The 15,106-nt window shown below is 72.4% G+C and carries 13 protein-coding genes; 6 read left to right on the forward strand and 7 right to left on the reverse strand.

Annotation, left to right across the window (positions count from 1 at the left end; all coding sequences use genetic code 11):
- Positions 1-339 precede the first annotated feature (339 nt).
- Entirely contained in the window at positions 340-2,415 is a 2,076-nt protein-coding gene (locus ACIQ7D_RS15645) for a pectinesterase family protein (protein ID WP_403937722.1), read from the forward strand.
- Positions 2,416-2,630: 215 nt separating this feature from the next.
- Here ACIQ7D_RS15645 and ACIQ7D_RS15650 read toward each other — a convergent pair whose 3' ends face one another.
- The 4 genes from ACIQ7D_RS15650 to ACIQ7D_RS15665 all read right to left on the reverse strand — a co-directional run bounded on the left by ACIQ7D_RS15650 (position 2,631) and on the right by ACIQ7D_RS15665 (position 6,308).
- Positions 2,631-2,819 carry a hypothetical protein gene (locus ACIQ7D_RS15650; RefSeq protein WP_403937724.1) on the reverse strand — a complete coding sequence of 63 codons (189 nt, stop codon included), beginning with the start codon at positions 2,817-2,819 and terminating at the stop codon, positions 2,631-2,633.
- Positions 2,820-2,923: 104 nt separating this feature from the next.
- Positions 2,924-3,850, reverse strand: coding sequence for an SDR family oxidoreductase (locus ACIQ7D_RS15655; RefSeq protein WP_403937726.1), 927 nt, complete (start codon positions 3,848-3,850; stop codon positions 2,924-2,926).
- Positions 3,847-4,749, reverse strand: coding sequence for an alpha/beta fold hydrolase (locus tag ACIQ7D_RS15660; protein ID WP_403937728.1), 903 nt, complete (start codon positions 4,747-4,749; stop codon positions 3,847-3,849). Before ACIQ7D_RS15660 ends, ACIQ7D_RS15655 begins: the two co-directional genes overlap by 4 nt.
- Complete coding sequence (locus tag ACIQ7D_RS15665) at positions 4,746-6,308, reverse strand: flavin-containing monooxygenase (RefSeq protein WP_403937730.1); 1,563 nt, start codon at positions 6,306-6,308, stop codon at positions 4,746-4,748. The genes ACIQ7D_RS15660 and ACIQ7D_RS15665 overlap by 4 nt, the downstream gene beginning before the upstream one ends.
- A gap of 159 nt (positions 6,309-6,467) precedes the next feature.
- Here ACIQ7D_RS15665 and ACIQ7D_RS15670 point away from each other — a divergent pair, with 159 nt between their 5' ends.
- The gene (locus ACIQ7D_RS15670; RefSeq protein ID WP_403937914.1) at positions 6,468-7,097 is read left to right on the forward strand and encodes a MerR family transcriptional regulator; all 630 of its coding nucleotides are present in this window, start codon (positions 6,468-6,470) and stop codon (positions 7,095-7,097) included.
- Between the two features lie 72 nt (positions 7,098-7,169).
- On the opposite strand, the gene ACIQ7D_RS15675 is transcribed toward ACIQ7D_RS15670, so the two are convergent.
- Positions 7,170-7,973, reverse strand: a complete 804-nt coding sequence (locus tag ACIQ7D_RS15675; protein WP_403937732.1) for an exodeoxyribonuclease III — start codon at positions 7,971-7,973, stop codon at positions 7,170-7,172.
- A gap of 180 nt (positions 7,974-8,153) precedes the next feature.
- Between ACIQ7D_RS15675 and ACIQ7D_RS15680 the strand changes: the two genes are divergently transcribed.
- From ACIQ7D_RS15680 to ACIQ7D_RS15695, 4 genes are all read left to right on the forward strand, one after another.
- Complete coding sequence (locus tag ACIQ7D_RS15680; RefSeq protein WP_403937734.1) at positions 8,154-8,564, forward strand: PadR family transcriptional regulator; 411 nt, start codon at positions 8,154-8,156, stop codon at positions 8,562-8,564.
- A complete protein-coding gene (locus ACIQ7D_RS15685) occupies positions 8,561-9,571 on the forward strand; it encodes a hypothetical protein (protein WP_403937736.1) in 1,011 nt (336 codons plus the stop codon). The genes ACIQ7D_RS15680 and ACIQ7D_RS15685 overlap by 4 nt, the downstream gene beginning before the upstream one ends.
- Before the next feature lie 134 nt (positions 9,572-9,705).
- Entirely contained in the window at positions 9,706-11,619 is a 1,914-nt protein-coding gene (locus ACIQ7D_RS15690; protein WP_403937738.1) for a family 20 glycosylhydrolase, read from the forward strand.
- Entirely contained in the window at positions 11,616-13,253 is a 1,638-nt protein-coding gene (locus ACIQ7D_RS15695) for an alpha-L-fucosidase (protein ID WP_403937739.1), read from the forward strand. Before ACIQ7D_RS15690 ends, ACIQ7D_RS15695 begins: the two co-directional genes overlap by 4 nt.
- Here ACIQ7D_RS15695 and ACIQ7D_RS15700 read toward each other — a convergent pair.
- Together ACIQ7D_RS15700 and ACIQ7D_RS15705 are read right to left on the reverse strand one after the other, a co-directional pair.
- Positions 13,235-14,371, reverse strand: a complete 1,137-nt coding sequence (locus ACIQ7D_RS15700; protein WP_403937741.1) for a DUF3533 domain-containing protein — start codon at positions 14,369-14,371, stop codon at positions 13,235-13,237. The genes ACIQ7D_RS15695 and ACIQ7D_RS15700 overlap by 19 nt on opposite strands.
- Positions 14,368-15,033 (reverse strand): TetR/AcrR family transcriptional regulator, encoded by a 666-nt coding sequence (locus ACIQ7D_RS15705; RefSeq protein ID WP_403937743.1) that lies wholly within the window; start codon positions 15,031-15,033, stop codon positions 14,368-14,370. Before ACIQ7D_RS15705 ends, ACIQ7D_RS15700 begins: the two co-directional genes overlap by 4 nt.
- Between the last annotated feature and the right edge of the window lie 73 nt (positions 15,034-15,106).

A 15,106-nucleotide genomic window follows, 5' to 3' on the forward strand; every position in this document is an offset into this window, starting at 1 on the left:
GGTCGAGTGGTACCTCGCCATGAACTGCCGCGAGCTGCCAGGGTCCCGTTGAGGGCTGGGAAAGACCGTGTCGGATCGGGCGCGCCGGGCGTCCGCCAAGTCGCTCAAGCCGATCGGGTCGGTGACGTCCTGGCCGGGTCGGTCCTTGACGTGGTGCACCCGCAGCGGGTGCACGGAGGCCCCGTCCCTCGTCGTCCCTGTACCAGGAGATTCAGCGCAACCCTGGGGAACAACGGTCCGACCACGACTTTTTCGAGGCCCGCGGCAACCTTCGGCGCCCCGGCGGCAACCACTCCGTATCTCTTCCCCCACCGTGTCCGACACAGATCGGAAGAATCCATGAGTGAGATACGCAGCACCGCCCGCCACCACAAGCGGCGGACCACCCTGGCCGCGGGTGTCCCGCTGGCTCTCGCCGCCGCCGGCGTCATGGCGTACGGCAGCGGCCCCGGGGCGTTCCGCGCGGACGGGCAGCGGATGGTCGCCGCGACGGCCTCGGCCGCCGCCCCCGCCTGGGCGGCCGATGTGGCGGACGGCTTCGCCTCCGTCAACGCCCTCGGTCAGAACGGGACGTACGGCGGGCGCGACGGCAGGACCGTCACCGTGACGACGCTCGCGGATCTGGAGAAGTACGCCACCGCCACGGAGCCGTACGTCATCGTCGTGGCCGCGGCCATCACCATGGACCCGGTCGGCAAGGAGATCAAGGTCGCCTCGGACAAGACGATCGTGGGCCGGGGGACCTCCGGGCAGATCGTCGGCGGTGGGTTCTTCCTCGGCCAGGGCGTGCACAACGTGATCATCCGTAACCTGACGATCCGTGACGCCTACCAGGGCGTCTGGAACGACAAGGACCATGACTTCGACGGCGTGCAGATGGACGGCGCCCACCATGTGTGGATCGACCACAACGATTTCCGGCGGATGGCCGACGGGCTCATCGACAGCCGTAAGGACACCACCTATGTGACGGTGTCCTGGAACAAGCTGAGCGAGAACAACAAGACGTTCGGCATCGGCTGGACCGAGAACGTCACCGCCTCCCTCACGATCCACCACAACTGGTTCCGCGAGACCGAGCAGCGCAACCCGTCCACCGACAACGTGGCCCAGGCGCACCTCTACAACAATTACCTGGAGGACGTCGCGGGCACCACCATCAACTCCTCCTACGGCAACTACTCGCGCGGCAGCACGAAGATGGTCCTGGAGAACAGCTACTTCCAGGGGATGAAGAACCCTGTGCAGAAGGACGCCACCGCCTCCGTGGTCCAGCGGGGGAACGTTTTCTCCGGCACGAGCGGACGCAACGAGAGCGGCGGCACGGCGTTCGACCCGAAGGCGTCCTACAGCTACACCCTCGACCGGGCCGCCGATGTGCCGGCGCTCCTCAGGGCCGGGGCGGGGCCGCGTACGTCGATCGGAACGGTGAGTGCGACGGACACCACGGCGGCCGCCGCCACCACGATCACCGTGGCCAAGGACGGCAGCGGCCAGTACACCAGCGTCCAGAAGGCCGTCGACGCGGTACCGGCGGGCAACGCCTCCCGCGTCGTCATCCTGGTCAGGCCAGGGACGTACCGCGAGACCGTCAAGGTCCCGTCGAACAAGCCGCACGTCACCATCCAGGGCTCGGGCGCCGGCCGCAAGGACACCGAGATCGTGTACAACAACGCGGCGGGGACCGCGAAGCCGGGCGGGGGTACGTACGGCACCAGCGGCAGCGCGTCCGTCGCCGTCGAGGCCGACGACTTCCAGGCCCGCAACCTGACCATCAGCAACGACTTCGACGAGGCGAAGAACCAGAGCCTGTCCGGTCATCAGGCCGTCGCCCTGCGCACCGCCGCCGACAAGGTCTTCCTCGACGGGGTCATCGTCAACGGCGACCAGGACACCCTTCTGCTGGACACAGCGGCCAAGGACCGGCTCGGTCGGGTCTTCGTCACCAACTCCTACGTCACGGGCAACGTCGACTTCATCTTCGGCCGCGCCAGCGCCGTGATCGACAAGTCCGTGATCACGGTCAAGAAGCGGTGGGACGGCAGTTCGGCCGGTTACATCACCGCGCCGAGCACCGCCGCGGACCGCAAGGGCATCCTCATCAGCCGCTCGACCGTCAACGGCGATGTCTCCTCGGGGAGTTTCTATCTGGGCCGGCCCTGGCACGCGGGCGGCGACGCCTCCCTCGACCCGCAGACCACCGTCCGCGAGTCCACGCTGAGTGCCGCGGTCAAGACGACTCCCTGGACCGACATGAGCGGCTTCTCGTGGAAGGACGACCGGTTCGCCGAGTACAAGAACACCGGCCCGGGATCCGGCTCCGCGAGCGGCGACCGGCCGCACCTCAACGACTCCCAGGCGGCCGGCCAGGAGGTCGCCGACTGGCTGGGCGACTGGACGCCGACGGCCGGCTGAGCGTCCGACCGGCGCGGCGGGCCTCGCGGTCGACGGTGACACCCGCGTCGTGGACGACGGGGGCTTCGGGGGTGCGCAGGGAGAACACCCAGCTCACGCGGGCGAACGAGATCCTGCGGACGGCCCCGGCAACAGAGCCTCCCGCACCACGGCTGAGAACAGCGGAGAAGGCGCACCCGGCGGACCGGGTGCGCCTTCTCCGTACGGCCGTACGGTCACGAGTCGAAGTGGTCGTCCATCTCGTCACGGGCGCTCTGCGCCCTGTCCTTCGCCTGGTCGCCCATGCGGTCCTTGGCGTCGGAGGCGCGGCCGGACGTGTCGTCCTTGTTGCCCGCCTGCTCCTTCTCCTTGGCCTGGTCGGCGAGCTTCTGTGCCTTGTCCTTGAACTGGTCGGCGATACCCATGAAAGGTCAACTCCTGAGGGCTTGAGAGCCTGAAGGCCTGCGTGAAGGCACCCTGAGTGGGGCCTCGACCAGCCTGACACGGGCGGACATTCAGCGCATTTCGATCAGTTACGCTCCGTGCCGGTCCTGGCGCCTCCTCGCGCCGCCTCGTCCGCGGCGCCGCCCGCGCCCACCAGCCCGTACCCGACCCCGGCCCCTGCCAGGCGCGGCGCGAGGCGCCGCATCTCGCGCGCGCCGGCCGTGGCGATCACCCCGGGGATCCAGCCCCGTACCGCCTGTGTCCCGCGCAGCCACCACTGCGCGTACACATGCGGCGAGCGGCGCTCGATCCCGGCGACGAGCCGGTCCACGGCCGGGCCGGGCGGATACGTACGGTTCGCGGGCCAGGGCAGCCGCTGCCGCAGCTCGCGCAGCACGCCGTCGCGGTCGGCGCCGCGCACCATGTCGGTGTCCGTCCAGGACAGATAGCCGACACCGACGCCGACCCCCCGGTGGGCGACCTCGGCGCGCAGGCAGTGCGCGAACGCCTCGGCGCCGGACTTGGAGGCGCAGTACGCGCTCATCATCGGCGCCGGCGTGATCGCGGCGAGGGAGGCGATCTGGAGGAAGTAGCCGCGGCTGCGCCCCAGCGCGGGCAGGAAGGCGCGGGCGGTCACCGCGGAGCCGATCAGGTTGACCTCGATCACCCGCCGCCACGCGGCCGGGTCGGAGCCGTCGACCGGGCCGCCGGTCGCCACGCCCGCGTTCGCGACGACGATGTCCACCCTCCCGAAGCGCTCGACTGCTGCCGCGGCGACCCGGGCCATGGCCGCCTCGTCGGTGACATCGGCGTACCAGTGGCCGCACTCGGTGTGCAGCCGGCCCGCGACCGCCTTCAGGCCGTCCGCCTCCAGGCCGACGAGGACCAGCTTGGCGCCGCGCGCGGAGAGCTTGCGGGCGAGGAGTTCCCCGACGCCGCGCGCCGCGCCGGTGACGACGGCGACCCGCCCGTCGAGGCGGCCGGCCGGCGGACCGTCCCTGTCGTCCCTCATGCGACGTCCTCCTTCGTGTCCGGGTACGCGGTGACCAGGGCCCGTATCGAGGCGGTGACGGCCTCCGGCGCCTCCACGGGTGTCATGTGCCCGACCCCGGTGAGCACGGTGAGCCCGGTGCAGCGGGGCAGCGTCGCGGCGAGCGCGCGGGAGCGGACGGGCGGAGTGAGCCGGTCGTCCGCTCCCGTGAGCACGGCGGCGGGGACGCGCAGCTCCCGTACCTCGGCGTCGAGATCGAGCGTGCCGAGCACCTTCGCCCAGGCGGCCCGGACGACGCGCGGGCAGGCGTGCACGACCCTGGCGCACTCCGCGACCCGGGCGGGCGCGGCGCCCGCGCCCATCGTCCCGTACCGCAACAGCCTCTTCGAGAGCAGCGTGACGGGCCCCAGCGGGAGGGAGGAGGCGAGCAGTGCGGCCGTGATCCGGGTCCGTACGGGTCCGGCGCGCAGCGGGACCACCCGGGAGTCGGCGACCAGCCGCGAGCTGCCCGTGCTGCACAGCAGGACAGCGGCGGCGTGCTCCTGGAAGGCGGGTCTGCGGGCGGCGGCCATCAGGGTCATGCCGCCCATGGAGTGCCCGGCGAGCACCGCACGCTCGCCGGGCGCGAGGGTGAGGCGCAGTACGGCCTCCAGGTCGTCGGCGAGGGCGCCGGTGCCGTATCCGGCGGAGTGCGCGGGGTCGGGCACCGCCGACCGGCCGTGCCCGCGCTGGTCGTAGACGATCACCCGGTGGTCGGCGGCCAGCTCCGCGAGCTGCGCGGACCAGAAGCTGACCGAGCAGGCCCAGCCGTGTATGAGGACGACGGCGGGGCGTCCTGGCTCACCGTGGACCTCGACGTGGAGCCGGGTGCCGTCGGCCGAGACGGCGGTCAGTTCGCGTTCCCTGGGCGGCCGTGTCATCGCGCGGTCTCCTTCTTCCTCGTCGTCGCGGCTCGCTGTCCCGGCACACCGGGTCCTGGCACACCGGCGCGGCTCACCTCGTACTCGGCGAGGTCGACCCGCCGGGTGGCGCGCCGGAACTCGCCCGTGGTGCCGGGCCAGATGGTGGTGTTGCGGCCGCCCGCGTCCAGGTACCAGCTCGTACAGCCGCCGGTGTTCCACACGGTGCGCCGCATGCGTTCCTGCACCCGCCGGTTCCAGGCGTCCACGGCGGCGGGGCGCGGGGTCAGGACGGCGCGGCCGGTTCCGCCGCGCCCGCCCAGACCGTCCAACTGCCGCAGGTAGTCGGCCAGATAGGCGAGCTGCGCCTCGATCATCAGGATCATCGAGGAGTTGCCGAGGCCGGTGTTGGGGCCGATGATCGTCATCCAGTTGGGGAAGCCGACGGCGGTCGCGCCGCGCAGCGACGCCATGCCGTCCTTCCACGACTCGGCGAGCGTGATGCCGCCCTCGCCCACCACCCGTTCGGCGATCGGCATGTCGGTGACGTGGAAGCCGGTGCCGAAGACGATGGCGTCCGCCTCCGTCTCCGTACCGTCGGCCGCGACGAGTGTGGAGCCGCGCACCTCGGCCAGCCCGGAGGCGACGAGATCCACGTGGGGGCGGGCGAGCGCCGGGTAGTAGGAGCTGGAGAGCAGGATGCGCTTGCAGCCGATGCGGTACGAGGGCGTCAGCCTGGCCCGGAGTGCCGGATCCTTGATCGCCCGTGCGATGTTGGCCTTGGCCAGGGACTCGACGAGCCCGAGTTCGTCCGGCCGCTTGGTGAACGCCTGGATCTGCAACTCCCTGATGCCCCAGAGCAGTTGGCGGCGTACGGCGCCGGTGAAGGGCAGCGCGCGGTGCAGGGCGCGCTCGGCGTCGGAGATCGCCCGGTCGACGCGTGGCATCACCCAGGGCGGGGTCCGCTGGAACAGCGTCAGCCGCGCCACCTCGGACTGGATCGCGGGCACGATCTGGATCGCGGAGGCGCCGGTGCCGACCACGGCGACGCGCTTGCCGCGCAGGTCGTAGCCGTGATCCCAGCGCGCCGAGTGGAAGACCTTGCCGGGGAAGCCGTCGAGCCCGGGGATCTCCGGGATCCTGGGGTCGGAGAGCGGCCCGGTCGCGGAGACGACGACCTCGGCGGTGAAGGCCCCCCGCGAGGTCTCGATCTCCCAGTGCGCGGCGTCGCCGTCCCAGCGCATCAGCCGCACCTCGTGGCCGAGCCGCAGATGGGGCCGGAGCCCGAAGGTGTCGGCGACATGCTCCAGGTACGCCCTGATGTGGCGCTGGCCGGAGAAGGTGCGCGGCCAGTCGGGGTTGGGCGCGAAGGAGAACGAGTAGAGGTGCGAGGGTACGTCGCAGGCGCACCCCGGGTAGCTGTTGTCCCGCCAGGCCCCGCCGACGGTGTCGGCGCGCTCCAGGACGACGAAGTCGGTGATGCCCTCCCGGCGCAGCCGGACCGCGGCACCCAGCCCGCCGAACCCGGATCCGATCACCGCCACCCGCACCTGCCGGCGTTCATGCCGGTCCGTGACCATCCTGACCACCTCTCCCAGCCGTATCCACCGCACACACTCATCACGCCAGCAATCACTGGCATGGTGGTGAGGGTAGAGCAGCGGGCTACCCGTGGGTAGGGGGTGGACCGAAACAAGTTACCGGCGGTACGTCATAGGCTGCCCGCCATGGAATACCGCATGGAGGAGCTGGCCCGCGCCGCGGGCATCACCGTGCGCACCGTGCGCTTCTACCGCGAACGCGGCCTCCTGCCGCCACCCCGGCGCGAGGGCAGGATCGCCTGGTACGACGACCACCACCTGGCCCGGCTCCGTACCGTCGCGGCCCTGCTGGAGCGCGGCCACACCCTCACCGGCATCGCGGACCTCGCCACCGCCTTCGAGAGCGGACGCGACGTCGGCGAGGTCCTGGGGCTCGGCACCCCGACGGAGGAGACGCCCGTACGGCTCTCCCCGGAGGAACTGGCGGACTACTTCGAGGACGAGGTCACCCCTTCGAGCCTGGCCACGGCGCTGGAACTCGGCTACCTCGCCACGGACGGCGACGAGATAGTCCACATCAGCCGCCGGCTGCTGGACGTCTCCTCGTCGCTGGTCCGCGAGGGCGTCCCCCTCGCCGCCGTCCTGGAGACGGCGCGCCGGGTCCGCGCCCACGCGGACGCGCTGGCGGACCTCTTCGCCACCACGCTCGACACCCACGCCCCCGCCGCGGACCCGGCGAAGCTGCGCCCACTGGCCCGGAGCGTGGTGGAGGCGGAACTCTCCATGGCCCTCGACCGCCGCCTCCGCCAGGGACCGCCGGCCACCTGACGCGGCGGCGGTCCCGCGTCCGCAAGCCCGCGCCACGGGTCCCGGCACAGGTCCGCCGCCTCAGGTCCGCCGCTACAGGTCGTACACCGCCGTCACCGGCGCGTGGTCGCTCCACCGCTCCGCGTGGCTCGCCGCCCGCTCCACGTACGCCTTCACCGCGCGCGCCGCCAGACCCGGCGTCGCGATCTGGTAGTCGATGCGCCAGCCCGCGTCGTTGTCGAAGGCCCGGCCGCGGTACGACCACCACGAGTACGGGCCGTCCTGGTCCGGATGCAGGGCGCGTACGACATCGACGTACCCGGGACCCGGCTCCTCGAAGACCCGGGTCAGCCAGGCGCGCTCCTCGGGGAGGAAGCCGGAGGACTTGCGGTTGGCCTTCCAGTTCTTGAGGTCCGACTCCTGGTGGGCGATGTTCCAGTCGCCGCAGACGACGACCTCGCGCCCGTCGGCCGCCGCGCGCCGGCGCAGCTCCTCCAGGTACGGCAGGAACGCGTCCATGAAGCGGATCTTCTCGTCCTGCCGCTCCGTGCCGACCTCGCCCGAGGGCAGATAGAGGCTCGCGACGGTGACCCCGGGCAGGTCGATCTCCGCGTACCGCCCGCTCGCGTCGAACTCCTCGCTGCCGAACCCGATCCGGGTGGCCTCCGGCTCCCGGCGCGCGTAGAGCGAGACGCCCGCCCGGCCCTTGGCGGTGGCGGGGGCGTGCAGGACGTGCCAGCCCTCGGGCGCCCGTACGGCGTCGGGGAGCTGCTGGGGCTCGGCCCGTACCTCCTGGAGGCAGACCACATCGGCGGAGGTGGTGGCCAGCCACTCCACGAAGCCCTTCTTCGCGGCGGCACGCAGCCCATTCACATTCACGCTGGTCACGGTGTACAAAACATCATCTTCCGTCGCACGTCGCACAGAACAGACGGGCAGCCTATCCGGCCACCCCCTGGAAGACTCCCGCACCTCCCGCTAGTCTGAATTCGAACTAGTCGAGATTTCCAGCTACTCGACAACCCCAGGACTCGACCCACGACCGCATGACTCGATCCACGGACGAAGGGAGGCCGTATGCCGGGCAAACCGGTGGACTGGCAGGCGGGCTGGCTGCGCGGCGCCCTCGAACTCGCCCTCGCCGCCGTCCTCGCCGAGGGCGACGGCCACGGCTACGCACTGGCCCAGCGGCTCGACGAACACGGCTTCGGCCAGGTCAAGGGCGCCGCGCTCTACCCGGTGCTGGGCCGGATGGAGCGGGACGGCGTGGCGACCGCGCACTGGGAGCCGGGCGAGGGCGGCCCCGGCCGCAAGGTGTACGCGCTCACCCCGGCGGGCCGGCAGCGGCTCGCGGAGCAGCGGGCGGAGTGGGCGCGCTTCTCGGTGCTCATGGACGGGCTGCTGACCGAAGCACCACCCGCGGCGCACGTAACCGAAGCACCACCCGCGGCGCACGCACCGAACCGACCGACGCAGGAGGAACGATGACCGAGACGCACCGCAGGACCGCCGAGCAGTGGACGCAGCGGCTGGAGTACCGGCTGGCCGGGGAGCCCGGCATGGACCGCGCCGCGATCACCGAGGTGCTGGACGAGGTCGCCGCGCACTGCGCCGAGACCGGCCGGCACCCCGAGGAGGCGTTCGGAACGCCGGACGAGTTCGCCGCCCGGGCGGCCCGCGACCGGGTGCCGGTCGAGGAACGGGCGCGCCGCGACCGGTCGTTCCGGGCGCCTTCGGAGTTCTGGCCCGCGGGCCTGGTCACGGTCACCGGACTGCTGGCGGTCTTCACCGTCTTCGCCCTCGTCCACCACGGCCTCTGGTTCGACGTGACGGTGTCGGGCCTGTGCGGGGTCGCACTGATGGCCGTTGTGGTCCAACTGGGCTGGTTCGGGCTGGGGTTGCACGCCGACGGGCGGATACGGGCCGCCGCCCTCGCCGTGGGCGGCGCCGCCGCGCTGGTCGTCGCGTCGGCGCTCGCCTTCCTGGCGCTGCCGGACGACCGGATCGCCCGCTTCCCGACCCTGGCGCTGATCCCGGTCTGCGTGGCGCTGCACGCCCTGACCGTACGCCTCGGGCGCGGCCGGCACAGCCGCGCGACGGCGCCCGCCGGGCCCGGCGACCCGACCGACCCCGACCAGTGGCTGCGCCGGCTCGAAGCGCTGTTGCGGGGACGCCACAAGCTGCCCGGCCGCCGCGCCGCCGAGCTGACCGCCGAGGCCCGTAACCACCTGGCCGCGAGCGGGAGTTCACCGGCGGAGGAGTTCGGCCCCGTGGAGGTGTACGCGCTCGGCCTGGCCGAGCACGCGGGCCCCCGTACCTGGTGGTCACGCTCCGACTGGCAGCTCCCGGTCCTGTGCGCCCTGGTCACGGCCAGTTGGGTGGTGCGCCTCTACCAGGGCGACATCGACCGGGTGTTCTGGGTCAACACCGCGGGGGTCGTCGCCGTCGCGCTGCTCTGGGTCGCGAAGGTGATGCCGGACAAGCCGTCCTCCTGAGGGTGCGCGGGGGCATCAGCGACCTCTGGCGGGTACACATCGGGGTACACATCGGATGACCTGATTCCTCAGGAGGTGCTGTATCCATGCTCCACCGCGCCAGAGCAACATCCGCCTCATCAGAGATCCGAGGGATGGCTCGCCTCGCCGGGATCCTCATCACCGCGCTGCTGCTGGTCACCGGGCTCGCGCCCACCGCGACCGCCACGGCCACCACGAGCGCCGCCACACCTGCCGCCGCCGCGCCCCGTACCGTCCCCGCCCTCACCAACTGGACTGCGGGACAAGGTGAGTTCGCCCTCACCGACGCCACCCGTCTGGTCGTCGCCCCGGCCGACCCCGCCGCCCGCCGCACCGCCGACACCCTCGCCCAGGACCTCCGCGCGGCGGGCCGGGGCGCCCTCCCCGTCGCCGCCGTACGGGGCAGCGGCCGCCCCGGGGACATCCTGATCGCGACCGACGCCGGGCGGAGCGGGACGCTGGGCGCCGAGGGGTACGAACTCCGGGTCGCCGACCGGGTCCGTATCACCGGAGCCACCGCCGCCGGCGCCTTCTACGGCACCCGCACCCTGCTCCAGCTCCTCGCCACGGCCGACCGCATCCCCGCGGGCCGCACCGTCGACATCCCCGCGTACCCGGAGCGTGGCGTGGGCGTCTGCGCCTGCTACATCCACATCACCCCGGCCTGGCTGGAGAACCTGGTCCGCGACATGGCGTACCTGAAGCTCAACCAGCTTCTGCTGGAGCTGAAGGTGAAGAGCGACCGCCACCCGGAGGCCAACTCCTGGGGCTACTACACCAAGGACGAGATACGGCAGCTCGTCGCGCTCGGCGACCGCTACCACATCACCATCGTCCCGGAGATCAACTCCCCCGGCCACATGGACCCGTGGATCGAACGGCGGCCCGACCTCCAGCTCACCGACTCCGACGGCGTGCCCCAGCCCTCGCGCCTCGACGTCACCAGCCCGGCCGCCTTCTCCTACTACACCGATCTCATGGACGAGTACGCCGAGGTCTTCACCGCGCCCGTCTGGCACATGGGCGCGGACGAGTACATGCTCGGCTCCGACTTCGCGAAATACCCGCACATCCTGGAGTACGCGCGCCAGCGGTACGGCCCGGCCGCCACCCCGCAGGACGCCTTCATCGACTTCGTCAACCGCGTCCAGGCCCATGCGGCGGACCGCGGCAAACAGCTCCGGATCTGGAACGACGGGCTGACCGGCGACCACACCGTCCCGGTCGCCGCGGGCACCACCGTCGAGCACTGGCTGAACGTCAGGACCAGGCCCAGCGAACTCCTCGCCCAGGGGTACCGGGTCATGAACGCCTCGTACTCCCTGTACCTCATCCGCGGCGGCTTCCACATGGACACCGCCTCCCTGTACGCGCAGGGCTGGGACCCCCGGAGCTTCGAGGGCGAGAAGGTCGCCTCCGCCGCCGGGATCACCGGCGCGAAGATCAGCCTCTGGCCCGACAACGGCCGGGGCGAGACCGAGAACGAGGTGGCCGCGGGCCTGTTCGCGCCGCTGCGCTACATCGCCCAGACCACCTGGGGAGCCCCCCGCCCCGACGCGACCTACGCGGAGTTCACCGCCCGCGCCACCGCCGTCGGCCACGCGCCCGGCCGTACCGATCTCACCCGCCCGCCGCTGCCCGACGGCACCTACACACTGCGCGAGGCGGCCGGCCAGCTCCCCGCCGTCCGGAGGCGGATCACCCGTACCGCCGACGGCTACGTCACTCTCACCGACCCGGCCACCGGACGGTGCGCGGAGACCAGGAGCGGCAGGCTGACCCTCAACACCCCGCTGGAGCCCGGTAGTCCGGTCACCCAGGAGGCCTGTTCCGCCGCCAGTACCCTCCAGCGCTGGCAACTGACCCCGGTCCAGGGCGGTTTCCATCTCACCCAGGCGATCACACGGATGTCCGTCGTCCTCACCACCGACGGCCGGTGGCTCCAGTACCCGCCCGACCAGCGCCCGCCCACCGTCTGGACACTCACCGCGCCGGCCGCCGCCCCGCAGAAGGGAAACCGCTCATGACTCTCGGAAGACGCCCGTTCGTCGCCGGGCTCGGTGCACTCACCGCCGTGTCCCTCCCCTCGTACGCCTCCGCGCTCCCGGCCCGCGCCGGCGCGGACGACACCGCCGCCCGCGTCCCCGTCGGCCCCGAAGACACCCCCGACCAGCTCGTGGCGAAGGCAGCCGGTCTGCGCCCCACGGAGCGCCAGATAGCCTGGCAGCGGCTGGAGCGGACCGCGTTCCTGCACTTCGGGGTGAACACCTTCACCGGCCTCGAATGGGGGACGGGCGACGAGGACCCCGATGTCTTCCAGCCCACCGGCCTGGACACCGACCAGTGGGCGCGCGCCCTGCGCGACGGCGGCTTCACACTCGCCATCCTCACCGTCAAGCACCACGACGGGTTCGTCCTCTTCCCCTCCCGCCACACCGGCCACACCGTTGCCTCCTCCACCTGGGAAGCGGGCCGCGGCGATGTCCTGCGCTCGTTCGCCGACTCGATGCGCGCCCACGGCATCAAGGTCGGCGTGTACATCTCCCCGGCCGACGAGAACCAGTACCTGCACGGCGTCTACGCCAACGGCAGCGCCCGCACCCTCCGCACCATCCCCACCCTGGTCGACGGCGACGACCGCGCGGGACGCGGCGGCCTCCCCGCCCCCGGCCTCCCCGTCCTGCGCCTTCCCGCCACCGACTACGGCACCTTCATGCTCGACCAGCTCTACGAGGTGCTGACCGAGTACGGTCCGGTCGACGAGGTGTGGTTCGACGGCGCCCAGGGCCGTATCCCGCCCGAGCATGTCGAGGCCTACGACTGGGACAGTTGGTACGCGCTGATCCGCGCCCTCGCCCCGCAGGCGGCCATCGCCGTCTCCGGGCCCGATGTCCGCTGGGTCGGCAACGAGGACGGTTCGGCCCGCGAGAACGAGTGGAGCACCGTCCCCGTCAAGGCGATGCCAGGCGGCCGTACCGACTTCGCCCTCTCCTACGACACCCCCGACCAGGGCAGCCGCGACGCCCTCGTCCGGGCCCAGCCGGACACCGACTTCCTCCAGTGGTGGCCCGCCGAGTGCGATGTGTCGATCCGGCCCGGCTGGTTCTTCCACCCGGAAGAACGCCCCAAGACGGCCCAGCAGCTCACCGACCTCTACTTCCGCTCGGTCGGCCGGGGCGCGGTCCTCCTGCTCAACGTCCCGCCCGACCGGCACGGCCGGCTCGACCCGGCGGACGTCGCGGCCCTCGGCGCCTTCGCCGAGCGGGTACGGCGCGAACTCCCCGCGGACCTGGCCCGGCGTGCCCGTGCCCGGGGCGACGGCCGTGATCCCGCCCTGGCGGTCGACGGCGACCCGGACACCTCGTGGACCGCCCCGGCACCGTCCGCCGGGACGCTCACCCTGGACCTGGGCGCGCCGACGGCCGTCGACCGGATCCGGCTGGCCGAGGACATCCGCCACGGCCAGCGGATCGAACGGGCCGTGGTCGAGGCCGAGTCGGCGTCCGGCTGGACGGAGATCACCCGTACGGGGACGGTCGGCGCGAGCCGCATCCTGCTGCTGCCGGCCCCGGTCACCGCCCGGCGCTGGCGGCTGCGGATCCTCGGCTCCCGCGGCCCGGCCCGTGTCGCGGAGTTCGGTCTCTACCGCTCCACGCTCTGACGCTCCCGCACGTCCGTCCCGGTCTCCGTCACCGGCGTGGTCCCGCCGCGCCGGTGGCGGGCCGAGGCGAACAGCGCGACACCGGTGCCGGCCGCCGCGTAGAGAGCCAGCACCCACAGCGGTCCGGCGAGCGCGTTGCCGCCGAAGTAGACGGTGTTGCGTACGGCGGTGGTGCCCGCGCCGGTGGGGATCCAGTCACCGATGGCCCGCCAGAACGGCGGCAGCAGCGAGCTGGGGAACGCGCCGCCCGCGCTGGGGTTGCCCAGGACGACGAAGACCAGGATGGTCACACCGATCCCGAGGACGCCCAGCAGGATCTGGAGGGCGACGGTGGTCGCGGCGGCGGCGAAGACGGTCAGCGCGCCGATCGCCCACAGCTCCGCGAAGTGGCCGCTCAGCGCACCGAGCACGGGCCCCGCGATCAGGGCGCCGCCCAGCCCGGAGACCACCGCGTACACGGCGAGGACGCCGAGCCTGATGACCGTACGGTGCGGGTTGGCCGGCCGGGATCCGGCGGCGACGCCGAGGATGGCCGCGGCGAGATAGCCGCCCACGATCCAGCCGATGGCCAGGTAGAACGAGGAGAGCCCGCGTCCGTCGCCCGCCGCGGGCGGCAGGATGTCGTCGGTCGTGACGGTACGGTTCTGGGCCGCGTCGGCCCGCTCGATGATCTGGGTGGCCGCGGAGGAGACGGCGGGCCCGCCCGCGGACGCCACCAGCAGCGTGTCCTCGGTCCCCTTCGGGTTGACGAGGAGTACGGCGTCGACGGTGCGGTCGTGGATCAGCGCGCGCCCGGCGGCCTCGTCCCGGACCGCACGCGCCGCGAGGGGGTCACCGCCCAGCGCGTTCAGCCGGTCGACGGTCCCCGCGGAGACCTGCTCGGGCGCCACGACGGCGAGCGGGATCCGGTGCGGGGTGGGCGCGTGGAAGGCCCCGATGTACGACAGGATGAACGCGAGCTGGAGCACCAGCCCGCCGACGACGAGCAGCAGCCCGCGCGCGCTGAGCGCGTCACGCAGCTCCGCGGTGAACCCGCGCGACGGTGCCCCGGTCGCGGTGCCGGTGGCGGTGGCGGTGGATATGGACGGGTCGGAGGGTTCGGACAGCTCGGTGCTCATCGCTCAGGGGTTCCTTCGTCATCGTTCGGGTGGGGGGTGGCCCCGGGGCCGGCCGGCGTGGTCAGCGCGCGGACGAGATACGGGGCGATCCGCCGCGACAGCCCCTCGGCGCCCCGGATCTTCCGCGGCCCCTGGACGGGCTCCAGGGCGCTGATGCCCTTGAACAGGGCGATGAGCAGCCGGGCCCCGTCGGCGGGGTCGATCGTGGGGCGCAGCCCGGTCCTGGCCAGGGTCTCCGTGATCATTTCCGCCACGCCCTGGACCAGGCGTTCCTCGTGGACAGCGAGCAGTTCGGCCACGGCGGGGGTGCGGGCCGCGTGCAGCGTGAACTCCATGGAGACGAGGAACCACTGCCGTTCCCGGGCGGCGCGGTCCGCCGTGTACGCCAGGAGTCCGTCGATCAGATCCTCGCCCGGGTCCAGCCGGGCGGCCTCGTCCCGCAGATCGGCCAGCAGCCGGTCGGCGTGGGCGTCGTACAGCGCGAGGAACAGTTCGTCCTTGTCGCGGTAGTTGGAGTAGAAGGCGCCCCGGGTGAGCCCGGCGCGCTCGACGATGTCGCTGATCGAGGTGGCATGGAAGCCGTGCTCGGTGAAGAGAGCCAGCGCGCTGTCGGTCAGGGAGGCGACCGTACGGGGACGGCGTTTGGTCGGTGACTTCGGCATGGAAGGGGCCCTTTCTCGCGCTCCGGCCGGCCGGTCCGTGGCGGTCCCCGCCAAGGCCAACGGATACATCATG

The sequence above is a fragment of the Streptomyces sp. NPDC096310 genome (assembly GCF_044763125.1).
GTDB lineage: Bacteria > Actinomycetota > Actinomycetes > Streptomycetales > Streptomycetaceae > Streptomyces.